The following is a 12,183-nucleotide window of genomic DNA, read 5'->3' on the forward strand; positions in this document are numbered from 1 at the left end:
CAAGACACTCCATGGCGTTCCTGGACCAACAGCCCCTGCTGGGTTATCCGCTCGTTGCCGGCGTGGGGCTGGCGGTCGGCAGCTTCCTCAACGTGGTCATCCTGCGCCTGCCGCGCCGGCTGGAGTGGGAGTGGAAGCGCGACGCCCGCGAGATCCTCGGCCAGCCGGAGATCTATGATCCGCCCCCGCCCGGGGTGGTGGTGGAGCCTTCCCACGACCCGGTCACCGGCGACCGGCTCAAGTGGTGGGAGAACATCCCGGTCCTGAGCTACCTGCTGCTGCGCGGCCGCTCCCGCTACAGCGGCCAGCGCATCTCGCTGCAGTACCCACTGGTGGAACTGCTCACCGGCGTGCTGACCGTGCTGTGCGCCTGGCGCTTCGGCTTCGGCTGGCAGGGCTTCGGCGCGATGCTGCTGACCTGGTTCCTGGTCGCGCTGTCGGGGATCGACCTGCGCACCCGGCTGCTGCCCGACCAGCTCACCTTGCCACTGATGTGGCTGGGCCTGATCGCCAGCCTCGACAACCTCTACATGCCGGCCAAGCCGGCGCTGCTGGGCGCGATCGCCGGCTATGTGTCGCTGTGGAGCGTGTGGTGGCTGTTCAAGCAGCTCACCGGCAAGGAAGGCATGGGCCATGGCGACTTCAAGCTGCTGGCGGCGCTGGGCGCCTGGTGCGGCCTGAAGGGCATCCTGCCGATCATCCTGCTCTCCTCGGTGGTGGGCGCCATCGTCGGCAGCATCTGGCTGGCCTGGAAGGGCCGCGACCGCGCCACCCCGATCCCGTTCGGCCCCTACCTGGCCATCGCCGGCTGGATCTATTTCTTCTGGGGCGATGCGATGATGGGCGCCTACATGCGCCTGGCCGGCCTCGGCTGACGGCGCGGGCCGCCTCCGCGGCGGCCATTCCTGCACCACCCGCCCCGCACCATCCACATGAGCAACCTGATCATCGGCCTGACCGGGGGCGTGGCGTCCGGCAAGAGCGAGCTGACCCGGCGTTTCGAGGCGCTGGGCGTGCACGTGGCCGATGCCGACGTGGTTGCGCGCGAGGTGGTGGAACCGGGGCAGCCGGCCCTGGCGGCAATCGTGCGCGAGTTCGGGCCCGGCGTGCTGCAGCCCGATGGGCGCCTGGACCGGCGCCAGCTGCGCGAGCGGATCTTCTCCGACCCGGCCGCGCGGCGGACGCTGGAAGCCATCACCCACCCCGCCATCCGCGCGGCTTTGGAAACCCAGTGCCGCCAGGCCCCGAGCCCCTATGCCATTGCCGCGATCCCGCTGCTGGCCGAAGCCGGCGGCCGCGTTGGCTATCCCTGGCTGGACCGGATCCTGGTGGTGGACGCCCCGGAAGCCGTCCAGCACGCCCGCCTCATGCGCCGCGACGGCGTGGACGAAGCCCTGGCCGGGCGGATGATCGCCGCCCAGGCCTCACGCCAGGAACGGCTGGCGCTGGCCGACGACCTGGTGGTCAACGACGGCGAGCCCTCGCACCTGGACGCGATGGTGGCCGAGCTGCACGCCCGCTACAGCGCCCTGGCCGGGGCGCCTGCCCGCGATCCGGGCAGCGCCGACCCGCTCAGGCCGTAACCGGCTCCCACAGCGCGCGGATCGCCGCGATTCCCTGCGCGCCCTGGCGCCGCGCCGCCTCGACGTCGTCCGGCCCCAGGCCGCCGATCGCGTAGATCGGCAGGCCCACGTGCTGGCGCAGTCCGGCGAATCCCTCCCAGCCGATCGGCGAGGCATCCGGATGGGTGGCGGTGGCGCGCACCGGGCCAAGCACGGCGAAATCGCAGCCCAGCGCCTGGGCCGCCCTCAGTTCTTCCAGCGTATGGCAGGACGCGCCCACCGCCTGCCCCGCCGGCAGCGGCCGTTCGCCCAGCAGCCCCAGCTGCTCGCTGCCCAGATGCACGCCGGTACCCAGCTCCCGGGCCAGGGCCACGTCGCGGTTGAGCAGCAGCTCGGCGCCGCTGCGCCGGCAACGCTCCAGGGCCGCGCTGGCCAGCTCGCGCCAGGCCGCCGGTTCCAGGCCGGGGGCGCGCAGCTGGACCCGGGGGATCCCCGATTCCAGCGCTGCGTCCAGCGCCGCCAGCCACGCCGGCAGGTCGCCGCCGGGGGCGGGCGTGACCAGGTAAAGCTCCGGCTGGCGCAGCACCCCGACCACCGGCACGTCGGCCGAGGGCATGGAGTAGCGCGGCAACCGTTCCGGCTCGACCCAGGTCATCGCCTGCCCTTCCCTGCCGCGCGGGGAACCTTTCCAGCGCGCGATCCGGAACACCTCCAGGCGCAGGTGCTTGCTCGGGTACTGCTGCGGCACCTCGATCAGGCGCTCGCCCACCTCGACCTCGATCCCAAGTTCCTCGACCAGTTCGCGCGCCAGGGCTTCCTGCGAAGTCTCGCCGGGCTCGCGCTTGCCGCCGGGGAATTCCCACAGGCCGGCCAGGTCGCTGTCCTTGCCGCGCTGGGTGAGCAGGATGCGGCCGCGGACGTCGGTGATGACGCCGGCCACGACGTGGATCGATCGCAACGGTGCTTCCATGGCCGAAGCTTAACCGGGACGGGGCGGGCTCCGATATCGCACGCCGCCCCCGGCGGAGGGCAAACGCGTGGCGCCGGTAACAGTTCCGGCACTCCGTGCCCGGGGCCGTGGCCGCCTGGCGCCACCCGGCCCGGAAACGCGAACGCCCCCTTGCGGGGGCGTCCGGGTTCCGGCGTGGAGGCCGGGATGCCTGCCCGGGCTCAGCCCAGCTGGCCGTGGCAGTGCTTGTACTTCTTGCCGCTGCCGCAGGGGCAGGGATCGTTGCGGCCGACCTTCGGCTCCTCGCGCACGACGGTGCCGCCGGCCTGGGCGCCGGCGAGCGCCGCGACCTCGTCCTCGGTGCCGTAGCCCTCCTCCCGGGCGTGCTGGAACTGGGCCTGGCGCAGCGCGGCCTCGGCCTGGGCGCGTTCCTGGGCCTCCAGCGCGGCGACCTCCTCCTCGCTGCGGATCCGCACCCGCGCCAGCAGGCTGATCACCTGGCGCTTGACGTTGTCCAGCATCTCCGAGAACAGCTCGAAGGCCTCGCGCTTGTACTCCTGCTTGGGCTGCTTCTGCGCGTAGCCGCGCAGGTGGATGCCCTGGCGCAGGTAGTCCATGCGCGCCAGGTGCTCCTTCCAGCCCTGGTCGAGCACGGTCAGCATGATGTGCTTCTCCAGCGCGCGCATGGTCTCGCTGCCCAGCTGGCGTTCCTTTTCCTCGAACAGGGCGGCCACCGCCTGTTGCACGTGGCGCTCGACGCCTTCCGCGTCCAGCTCCTCGCTGGACCTGGCCAGGCCCCGCAGGTCCATGCGCAGGCCCAGTTCGCCCTCCAGCGCGGCCTCCAGGCCGGGCAGGTCCCACTGCTCGTCCACCGACTCCGGCGGCACGAAGCGGGTCACCAGCTCGTTGACCACGTCGCCGAGGATGCCGTCGATGTTCTCCTTGACCGAGTCGGCCTCCAGCAGCTCGTCGCGCTGGGCGTAGATGACCTTGCGCTGGTCGTTGTTGACGTCGTCGAAGTCCAGCAGGTTCTTGCGGATGTCGAAGTTGTGGGCCTCGACCTTGCGCTGCGCCTTCTCGATCTGGCGGGTGACCAGGCGGTCCTCGATGACGTCGTCTTCCTTCATGCCCATCATGCGCATCGCCTTCTGCACCCAGTCGGAGGCGAAGATGCGCATGAGGTTGTCTTCCAGCGACAGGTAGAAGCGGGACGAACCCGGGTCGCCCTGGCGGCCAGAGCGGCCGCGCAGCTGGTTGTCGATGCGGCGGCTCTCGTGCCGCTCGGTGCCGATGATGTGCAGGCCGCCGGCGGCCTTGACCTGCTCGTGGCGCTTGCGCCAGTCGGTGCGGACCTTCTCCTTCTCTTCCTCGGACGCGTCCTCGCCCAGCGCCGCCAGTTCGGCTTCCAGCGAGCCGCCGAGCACGATGTCGGTGCCGCGGCCGGCCATGTTGGTGGCGATGGTCACCGCGCCGGGGCGGCCGGCGTGGGCCACGATCTGCGCCTCGCGCTCGTGCTGCTTGGCGTTGAGCACCTCGTGCGGGACGCCGGCCTTGCGCAGGTACTCCGAGAGCATCTCGGAGGTCTCGATCGAGGTGGTGCCGACCAGCACCGGCTGGCCGCGCTTGTGGCAGTCCTGGATGTCGGCCAGCACCGCGCGGAACTTGCCCTGGCGGTTGAGGAACACCTGGTCCGGATGATCGACGCGCTGCACCGGGCGGTGGGTCGGGATCACCACCACCTCCAGGCCGTAGATGCTCTGGAACTCGTAGGCCTCGGTGTCCGCCGTGCCGGTCATGCCGGACAGCTTGTTGTACATGCGGAACAGGTTCTGGAAGGTGATGCTGGCCAGCGTCTGGTTCTCGCGCTGGACCGGCACCCCTTCCTTGGCCTCGACCGCCTGGTGCAGGCCGTCGGACCAGCGGCGCCCGGCCAGGGTGCGGCCGGTGAACTCGTCGACGATCACCACCTCGCCATCGCGCACGATGTAGTCCACGTCGCGCTGGAACAGCGCGTGCGCGCGCAGGGCGGCGTTGAGGTGGTGGACCACGGAGAGGTTGTTGGCGCCGTACAGGCTCTCGTCCTCGGCGAGGATGCCGGCGCGGCGCAGCAGCTCCTCGGCGTGCTCCATGCCCGCCTCGGACAGGTGCACCTGCTTGCCCTTCTCGTCGACCCAGTAGTCGCCCTCGGCATCCTCGGACTCCTGGCGCTTCAGCTGGGGCACGATGCGGTTGACCCGGATGTACAGCTCCGGTGATTCGTCGGCCGGGCCGGAGATGATCAGCGGGGTGCGCGCCTCGTCGATCAGGATCGAGTCGACCTCGTCGACGATCGCGTAGTGGAGGCCGCGCTGGAAGCGGTCCTGCTTCGACAACGCCATGTTGTCGCGCAGGTAGTCGAAGCCGAACTCGTTGTTGGTGCCGTAGGTGATGTCGGCGGCGTAGGCGGCCTTCTTGTCCGAATGCGGCATGCCCGGGTAGACCACGCCGACCGACAGGCCCAGCCAGTTGTACAGGCGGCCCATCCAGGCCGCGTCGCGGCGGGCCAGGTAGTCGTTGACGGTGACCACGTGCACGCCCTTGCCTTCCAGGGCGTTGAGGTAGACCGGCAGGGTCGCCACCAGGGTCTTGCCCTCGCCGGTGCGCATCTCGGCGATCTTGCCCATGTGCAGGACCATGCCGCCGATCATCTGCACGTCGTAGTGGCGCATGCCCAGCACGCGGGAGCTGGCCTCGCGGCAGACCGCGAACGCCTCCGGCAGGATCTTGTCCAGCGGCTCGCCGTTGGCGATGCGCTGCTGGAACTCCGGGGTCTTGGCCTTCAGCTGATCGTCGGAGAGCTTCTGCATCTCCGGCTCCAGGGCGTTGATCCTGGCGACGATACGGTCCAGCTGGCGCAGGAGCCGTTCGTTACGGCTGCCGAAGACACGGGTGAGCAGTTTGTTGATCATCGAAAAGGCCAATTGGGAATGAACACCGCGGGCGCCGGGGGCGCTGTCGGCGCCGGAGCAGGTGCCCCGGCCGGCGGCAATTGTTCATTGTAGCTTGGGACGCAGATCGCCGAACTCAAGCGCCCGTTCGTCGGGCCGGAGGCCAGCGCCGGAAACGAAAAGGCCCGCCCCGGGGAGAGGGGCGGGCCTTGCGGGTGCGGGCCGGCTCAGCCGCGGCTGCGGCGCGCCACCGGGGCGCGGTTGTTGTCGCCCAGGAACTTGCGCGGGTTGACCACCCGGCCGTTTTCCCACACCTCGAAGTGCACGTGGGCGCCGGTCGAGCGGCCGGTGGAACCGGCCTTGGCCACTTCCTGCCCGGCGCGCACCAGGTCGCCGGCCTTCACCACCAGCCGCGAGTTGTGCGCGTAGCGGGTGACGTAGCCATTGCCGTGGTCGATCTCCACGGTCTTGCCGTAGCCGTTGCGGGTGTCGGCGAAGCTGACCACGCCGTCGGCCACGGCCATGACCGGGTCGCCGACGTTGGCGTTGAAGTCGATGCCCTTGTGGAACTGGCCGCCGCGGCCGAACGGGTCGGCGCGCCGCCCGAAGCTGGAGGTGATGTAGCTGCGCCGCACCGGCGAGCGCGAGGGCACGGCGTTGGATTCCAGCTGCAGGTCGAACAGCAGCGATTCCATCACCGAGAGCTGACGCCCGGAGGCGGCAAACTGGCGCTCGACCTCGTCCAGCCCCTGCAGCAGTTCTTCCTTCGGCATGTCGCGCGCGATTTCCGCGCCACCCTGGCCAGGCGTGCCCTGGAAGTCGAACTCGCCGTCCTCCAGCTGGCCGGCCTCGGTCAGGCGCTCGCCGAGGGCGTTGAGGCGGTTGGCCTGGGCCTGCAGCTCGCCCAGGCGCGCGGCCAGGGCATTGATTTCCTGCTGGGACTGGCGGCGGATCTGTTCCAGCTCCTGCTGCTGGCGCGCCAGTTCCGAATCGGTATAGGAGGCATTGGCGAGGCCGACCCCGGCACCGGCTCCAAACCCGGCCAGGCCGCCCACCGCCAGAAGGATGCCGGACATCAGGGCCGGGCGCTGCACGCCCCAAGCCTGGATACGGCCCCACAACCCGGCCTTATGGCCCGAAAGCGGGTTCCTTACGATCAGTTTGTAGCTCATGCTTTAGGTATGCCTGATTTGAAGCCCAACGCCCGCAGGGCCACCATTCCGCTTCCCGCGGCCGAAGCCGCGCTGGCGGGCGAAACTGGCGCCTCCCTGCGTCGTGCCCTGTGGCTCGACGCGCTGGACCAGCAGTTGCGTCCCCTGCTGCCCCCCGGTGCGGCAGCCCACTGCAGGCTGGCCAACGTCTCCGGCGAACAGCTCGTTTTTGTCACCGATTCGCCGGTCTGGCGGGCGCGATTGCGCCTGGCAGAAACCCAGCTCCTCGATGCGGCCCGGTCCATCGGGCTGAACCCCACTGCAGTCATCCTCAAAACGACCACCGTGCCATTGCATGCGCCAGCGGCGCCCGCAACGTCCCCCTTGGTTTCAGCGACCGCCCTGAAAGCCGTGAGCGACGCATTGGCATCCTTGCGGGATCCCCTTCCGGGAGATCCCGACGGCTCCAAGGGTTGATCCCCATCCTCCCCGGAACCGTCCCCGCCAGATGGCGCGTTGGTAACGCAACCAACCAGAGGGTCGGGGCATCCTAGCCTCACATTCCGCTCACGTCGTTAGCACTTCGTTAAGAAGTCGTTATCAGCCGGGGCCAGCCCCGTCCGGGTTCACGCTTCGGCCATTTGCATGAAGATTGCACCAGGATGGTGCAAGGAGTCGCGCCGGGCGGCCTGCGACGCCCACGGGCACGCGCCAACCGCACAATGGCTTGCGCGGCAAGGGTTCCGGCGGGAATGGCGGCAGCCCGCGACGCGGCGGGCGGGGGCTCAAGCCAGGGCGGCGGTGCCGTAGGCCAGCGGGGCCTGTGCCCCGGCTTCCTCGAAGCTGACCTTTTCCCAGGCGCTGGCGTCGGCGAGCAGGGCGCGGGCCAGCTTGTTGTTGAGCGCGTGGCCGGACTTGTATCCCTCGTAGGCGCCCAGCACCGGGCCGCCGACCAGGTACAGGTCGCCAATCGCGTCGAGGATCTTGTGGCGGACGAACTCGTCGGCGTAGCGCAGCCCGTCCTCGTTCAGCACCCGGAACTCGTCCAGCACGATGGCGTTGTCCATCGAGCCGCCCAGGCCCAGGTTGAGGTCGCGCATGTATTCAAGGTCGCGCATGAAGCCGAAGGTGCGCGCGCGGGAGATCTCGCGGATGTAGGCCGCGGTGGAGAACTCAAGCACATGGTGCGACTGCTTGGCCGGGATCATCGGGTGGTCGAACTGGATGGTGAAGTCCAGCCGGAACCCGTCGTAGGGCGAGAACCGGGCCACCTTGTCGCCGTCGCGCACTTCCACTTCCTTGAGGATGCGGATGAAGCGCTTGGGTGCGTCCTGTTCCTCGATCCCGGCGGACTGCAGCAGGAACACGAACGGGCCGGAGGAGCCGTCCATGATCGGCAGCTCGGCCGAGGACAGCTCCACGATCATGTTGTCCACGCCCAGGCCGGCGGCCGCCGACATCAGGTGCTCGACGGTCTGGATCTTGGCCTCGCCGCAGGTCAGGCCGGTGCACAGCGTGGTCTCGGTGACCAGGCTGGCGGCCGCGGGCACCTCGACCACCGGGTCCAGGTCGGTGCGGCGGAACACGATGCCATGGTCGACCGGCGCCGGGCGCAGGGTCATGTAGACCTTGTTGCCGCTGTGCAGGCCGACGCCTGTGGCGCGGATCGTGTTCTTGAGGGTGCGCTGCCGGGTCATGGAATGGGAACTGCGACTTCGGGTGGTGGTCGCTTGGCGCGACGAGAATAGCATGCGACCGCATGAACCCCGGCCCAGCGGGGCCGCGGGGAACCCGCATCGGCGCGGTTTTTCAGCGGTTTCCGGTATCCCCGGCGCCGCGGCCACAAAACCTGCCGGGCCTTGCGGCCCGGCAGCAGTGAGGACACACGGCGCCCCGGCGATGCCACCACGTAGGTGGCACCGGGGCAAGCCCCGGCGGCGGACATGGCGTTCCGCCTTCGGGGGTATTGCTCAGTCGGCCTGGCGGCGCAGGAACGCCGGGATGTCCAGGTAGTCGCTGGGCAGCTCGGCGGCGGCCGGGGTGCTGGCCGGGGCGGCGGTACCGGCGGCGCTGCCGGAACGGCGCAGGCCCAGCACGTTGACCGCGTTGGCGACCGGGTCGGCGTTGAAGCCGTCGTCGATCGGCAGGCCGGTGGTGCCGTCGCGGACCACGCGCATCGGGCGCGGCGCTTCCTGGCGCATGCCCAGGTCGCGGCCGCCGAATTCGCGCTCGCGCACCGGCTGGCGGGCGGCGGCGCGGTTCAGGCCGGTGGCGACCACGGTCACGCGGACCTCGTCCTGCATGTCCGGATCCAGCACGGTGCCGACCACGACGGTCGCGTCCTCGGAGGCGAAGGCCTCGATGGAGCGGCCGATCTCGTCGAACTCGGCCATGGTGAAGTCCGGGCCGGCGGTGATGTTGACCAGGATGCCGTTGGCGCCAGCCAGGTTGACGTCGTCCAGCAGCGGGTTCTGGATGGCGGCCTCGGCGGCGGCCTGGGCGCGGTCGTCACCGCGGGCCGAGCCGGTGCCCATCATCGCCAGGCCCATCTCGGACATCACGGTGCGCACGTCGGCGAAGTCGACGTTGATCAGGCCCGGGCGCACGATCAGGTCGGCGATGCCCTGCACCGCGCCCTGCAGCACGTCGTTGGCGGCGCGGAAGGCCTGCACCATGGTGGCGTTGCGGCCAAGCACGGTGATCAGCTTCTCGTTGGGGATGGTGATCAGCGAGTCGCAGTGCTGGCTCAGTTCCTCGATGCCCTTGAGCGCCACCTGCATGCGGCGGCGGCCCTCGAACGGGAACGGCTTGGTGACCACGGCCACGGTCAGGATGCCCATCTCCTTGGCCAGCTGCGCCACCACCGGCGCGGCGCCGGTGCCGGTGCCGCCGCCCATGCCGGCGGTGATGAACACCATGTCCGCGCCTTCCAGCGCGGCGATGATCTGCTCGCGGTCCTCCAGCGCGGCCTGGCGGCCGACCTCCGGGTTGGCGCCCGCGCCCAGGCCCTTGGTGACGTTGCTGCCGAGCTGCAGCTGCAGCTTGGCGCCGCAGTTCTTGATCGCCTGCGAGTCGGTGTTGGCGATGATGAATTCAACGCCGTCGACGCTGCTGTTGACCATGTGCGCGACCGCGTTGCCGCCGCCGCCGCCGACGCCGATGACCTTGATCACCGCGTTTGGAGCCATCTTCTCGATCAGTTCAAAGCATGCCATGTCCGTTGTCCTCTAGTGGAGCCGTGATTGGTGATTCGGGATTCGTGGTTCGATGAATCCACCCTCGCCTTCTCCGGCGTTCTTCTTGGTTTTCTTGTCCGCGTGGTCGATCCGCATCCACCGAGCCGCCACGCCCGTTACTGCCAGTTACCTTCTGCCTTCCCTTCCGCCTTCCTGCCGTACTTCTTCCGCTCTGCTTCCAAACCCACCGGGCCGTGATTCGGTGCCACGACCGGCAACCCGCGCTGTTACCAATCACGGATCACCAATCCCGGACCCCGGCCATCAGAATTCCCCCCGGTACCAGTTGCGCAGCTTCTTCAGGAAGCTGCCGGCGCGGCCGCTGGGCAGCGAGGGACGCCGGGGGTGCTCGATCTGGCTGCCCATCAGCAGCAGGCCCACGCCGGTGGCGTGCACCGGATTGCCCACCACCTCGCCCAGCCCGGAGACGTGCTGCGGGATGCCGATGCGCACCGGCATCTGCAGCATTTCCTCGGCCAGTTCGATCACGCCTTCCATCTTCGAAGCGCCGCCGGTCAGGACCATGCCGGCGCGCACCAGTTCCTCGAAACCGGAGCGGCGCAGCTCGGCCTGGACCATCTCGAAGATTTCCTCGTAGCGACCCTGCACCGCCTGCGCCAGCGAGGCGCGCGGCATGCGCCGCGGCGGACGGTCGCCAACCGACGGCACCTGGATGCTTTCCTCGGCGGTGGCCAGCTGGGCCAGGGCGCAGCCGTAGCGCACCTTGATCTGCTCGGCCTCCGGGGTCGGGGTGCGCAGCATGTGCGCGATGTCGTTGGTGACGTGGTCGCCGGCGATCGGCAGCGAGGCGGTGTGGCAGATCGCGCCCTGCACGAACACCGCGATGTCGGTGGTGCCGGCGCCCATGTCGACCAGGACCACGCCCAGCTCGCGCTCGTCGGCGGTCAGCACCGCCACCGAGGAGCCCAGCGAGGACAGGATCAGGTCGTCCACCTGCAGGCCGCAGCGCTGCACGCACTTGGTGATGTTCTGCGCCGCCGACTGCGCGCAGGTCACCAGGTGCGCGTGCACCTCCAGGCGCACGCCGGTCATGCCGACCGGGTTGCGGATGCCCTCCTGGGAGTCGTCCAGCACGTACTCGCGCGGGATCGCGTGCAGGATGCGCTGGTCGGCCGGAATCGCCACCGCCTTGGCCGCGTCGAGCACCCGGTCCAGGTCCTGCCAGGTCACCTCGCCCTCGCGGATCGGGACGATGCCCGGCGAGTTCTTGCACTGCACGTGGTTGCCGGAGATCGAGGCGTACACCGAGCGGATCTCGCAGCCGGCCATCAGCTCGGCCTCCTCGACCGCGCGCTGGATCGACTGCACGGTGGACTCGATGTCGACCACCACGCCGCGCTTGAGCCCGCGCGACTCGTGCGAGCCGATGCCGATCACCTCGATCGGGTTGCCCGGCGAATACTCGCCCACCAGCGCCACCACCTTGGATGTGCCGATGTCGAGGCCGACGATGAGGGACTTGTCGCCTTTGCGGTTCATGTACTGCTCGCCTGTGCTGCCTGCGTCCGCGCGGCCAGGGCCCGCGGGAGCGCAGAAGGAGGATGGGAAGAGGTACGCGGCTGCCCCCATGCGAGGGTGAAGCCGTTGGTGTAGCGGAGGTCGGCGCGCTCCAGCGGGCGCGCCTGGCCGGCGAGCAGCTGCGGCAGCACGCGGGCGAAGCGCTGCAGGCGCGCCTGCGCGTCGTCGCGGCCGACCAGCACCTCGGTGCCGTTGTCCAGCGCCAGCGACCAGCTGCCACGCGCGTCCACCGCGACGTGGGTGACGTGGTAGCCCAGCGGCGCGAACAGCGACTGGCTCTGCGTATAGACCTCGACCACGTCCGCGGTGCGCGCGTCCGGGCCGTCCAGGTGCGGCAGGCGCGCATCGGCCAGGTCGGCCGGGCGCGGGAACAGGTGGCCGCGCTCGGAAAGCATGCGGTCCTCGCCCCAGTGCGCGAACGGCCGGTGCTCGACCACGCTCACCTCCAGCACGTCCGGCCACTGCTTGCTCACGTGGGCGCTCTCCACCCACGGCAGGCGTTCCACCTCCCGCTGCGCGTCCTCCAGCCGCACCGCGAAGTAGCCGGCGCGCGCGTACGGCGCCACCGCCGCGCGCAGCTGCTCGGCCTGCACCCGCTCGAACTGCCCGGTCACGCGCAGCCGCGACAGCGGCCAGCGCTCGGCGCCGACCCAGCCGTTGAGCACGGCCACCACCGGCAGCGCGACCAGCGCCAGCGCCAGCAGCCAGGCGCAGATGCGCAGCAGGGCGTTCATGCGGAAGACCTCCGGTCTTCCGTGGGATTCGGGATTGGGGATTGGGGATTCGAAAAAGCAACAGCCACGCGAAGCCGGGCCGACA

Annotated in this window: 11 protein-coding genes; 4 read left to right on the forward strand and 7 right to left on the reverse strand. The window is 70.0% G+C overall.

The window, feature by feature from the left end; translation table 11 throughout:
* Positions 1–11: 11 nt before the first annotated feature.
* The gene (locus EIM48_RS01825; RefSeq protein WP_028915938.1) at positions 12–875 is read left to right on the forward strand and encodes an A24 family peptidase; all 864 of its coding nucleotides are present in this window, start codon (positions 12–14) and stop codon (positions 873–875) included.
* A gap of 57 nt (positions 876–932) precedes the next feature.
* Positions 933–1,583, forward strand: a complete 651-nt coding sequence (gene coaE / locus EIM48_RS01830; RefSeq protein WP_125110963.1) for a dephospho-CoA kinase — start codon at positions 933–935, stop codon at positions 1,581–1,583.
* Here the strand turns inward: coaE and EIM48_RS01835 are convergent.
* From EIM48_RS01835 to EIM48_RS01845, 3 genes are all read right to left on the reverse strand, one after another.
* Positions 1,573–2,532 (reverse strand): Nudix family hydrolase, encoded by a 960-nt coding sequence (locus EIM48_RS01835; protein ID WP_125110964.1) that lies wholly within the window; start codon positions 2,530–2,532, stop codon positions 1,573–1,575. The genes coaE and EIM48_RS01835 overlap by 11 nt on opposite strands.
* Before the next feature lie 200 nt (positions 2,533–2,732).
* Complete coding sequence (secA, locus tag EIM48_RS01840; protein ID WP_125110965.1) at positions 2,733–5,459, reverse strand: preprotein translocase subunit SecA; 2,727 nt, start codon at positions 5,457–5,459, stop codon at positions 2,733–2,735.
* Between the two features lie 206 nt (positions 5,460–5,665).
* A complete protein-coding gene (locus EIM48_RS01845) occupies positions 5,666–6,610 on the reverse strand; it encodes a M23 family metallopeptidase (protein ID WP_125110966.1) in 945 nt (314 codons plus the stop codon).
* A gap of 9 nt (positions 6,611–6,619) precedes the next feature.
* On the opposite strand from EIM48_RS01845, the gene EIM48_RS01850 reads away from it, so the two are divergent.
* Positions 6,620–7,066, forward strand: coding sequence for a DUF721 domain-containing protein (locus EIM48_RS01850; RefSeq protein ID WP_125110967.1), 447 nt, complete (start codon positions 6,620–6,622; stop codon positions 7,064–7,066).
* Between the two features lie 308 nt (positions 7,067–7,374).
* Here EIM48_RS01850 and lpxC read toward each other — a convergent pair whose 3' ends face one another.
* Together lpxC and ftsZ are read right to left on the reverse strand one after the other, a co-directional pair.
* Complete coding sequence (gene lpxC / locus EIM48_RS01855; RefSeq protein ID WP_019398557.1) at positions 7,375–8,286, reverse strand: UDP-3-O-acyl-N-acetylglucosamine deacetylase; 912 nt, start codon at positions 8,284–8,286, stop codon at positions 7,375–7,377.
* Positions 8,287–8,559: 273 nt separating this feature from the next.
* Positions 8,560–9,804, reverse strand: a complete 1,245-nt coding sequence (gene ftsZ / locus EIM48_RS01860) for a cell division protein FtsZ (protein WP_125110968.1) — start codon at positions 9,802–9,804, stop codon at positions 8,560–8,562.
* A 30-nt stretch (positions 9,805–9,834) separates the two neighbouring features.
* Between ftsZ and EIM48_RS01865 the strand changes: the two genes are divergently transcribed.
* Positions 9,835–10,023, forward strand: a complete 189-nt coding sequence (locus tag EIM48_RS01865) for a hypothetical protein (RefSeq protein WP_125110969.1) — start codon at positions 9,835–9,837, stop codon at positions 10,021–10,023.
* Positions 10,024–10,089: 66 nt separating this feature from the next.
* On the opposite strand, the gene ftsA is transcribed toward EIM48_RS01865, so the two are convergent.
* Positions 10,090–11,325: a cell division protein FtsA gene (ftsA, locus tag EIM48_RS01870; protein WP_019398559.1), complete on the reverse strand. Its 1,236-nt coding sequence runs from the start codon at positions 11,323–11,325 to the stop codon at positions 10,090–10,092.
* Positions 11,322–12,098 carry a cell division protein FtsQ/DivIB gene (locus tag EIM48_RS01875; RefSeq protein ID WP_125110970.1) on the reverse strand — a complete coding sequence of 259 codons (777 nt, stop codon included), beginning with the start codon at positions 12,096–12,098 and terminating at the stop codon, positions 11,322–11,324. Before EIM48_RS01875 ends, ftsA begins: the two co-directional genes overlap by 4 nt.
* Between the last annotated feature and the right edge of the window lie 85 nt (positions 12,099–12,183).

Source organism: Pseudoxanthomonas sp. SGNA-20 (assembly GCF_003931635.1).
Taxonomy (GTDB): domain Bacteria; phylum Pseudomonadota; class Gammaproteobacteria; order Xanthomonadales; family Xanthomonadaceae; genus Pseudoxanthomonas.

Excerpts from the sequence above, each read along its gene's own strand:
- EIM48_RS01825 (WP_028915938.1), top strand. The coding sequence starts at position 12 with ATGGCGTTCCTGGACCAACAGCCCCTGCTGGGTTATCCGCTCGTTGCC.
- coaE (WP_125110963.1), top strand. The coding sequence starts at position 933 with ATGAGCAACCTGATCATCGGCCTGACCGGGGGCGTGGCGTCCGGCAAG.
- EIM48_RS01835 (WP_125110964.1), bottom strand. The coding sequence starts at position 2,532 with ATGGAAGCACCGTTGCGATCGATCCACGTCGTGGCCGGCGTCATCACC.
- secA (WP_125110965.1), bottom strand. The coding sequence starts at position 5,459 with ATGATCAACAAACTGCTCACCCGTGTCTTCGGCAGCCGTAACGAACGG.
- EIM48_RS01845 (WP_125110966.1), bottom strand. The coding sequence starts at position 6,610 with ATGAGCTACAAACTGATCGTAAGGAACCCGCTTTCGGGCCATAAGGCC.
- EIM48_RS01850 (WP_125110967.1), top strand. The coding sequence starts at position 6,620 with ATGCCTGATTTGAAGCCCAACGCCCGCAGGGCCACCATTCCGCTTCCC.
- lpxC (WP_019398557.1), bottom strand. The coding sequence starts at position 8,286 with ATGACCCGGCAGCGCACCCTCAAGAACACGATCCGCGCCACAGGCGTC.
- ftsZ (WP_125110968.1), bottom strand. The coding sequence starts at position 9,804 with ATGGCATGCTTTGAACTGATCGAGAAGATGGCTCCAAACGCGGTGATC.
- ftsA (WP_019398559.1), bottom strand. The coding sequence starts at position 11,325 with ATGAACCGCAAAGGCGACAAGTCCCTCATCGTCGGCCTCGACATCGGC.
- EIM48_RS01875 (WP_125110970.1), bottom strand. The coding sequence starts at position 12,098 with ATGAACGCCCTGCTGCGCATCTGCGCCTGGCTGCTGGCGCTGGCGCTG.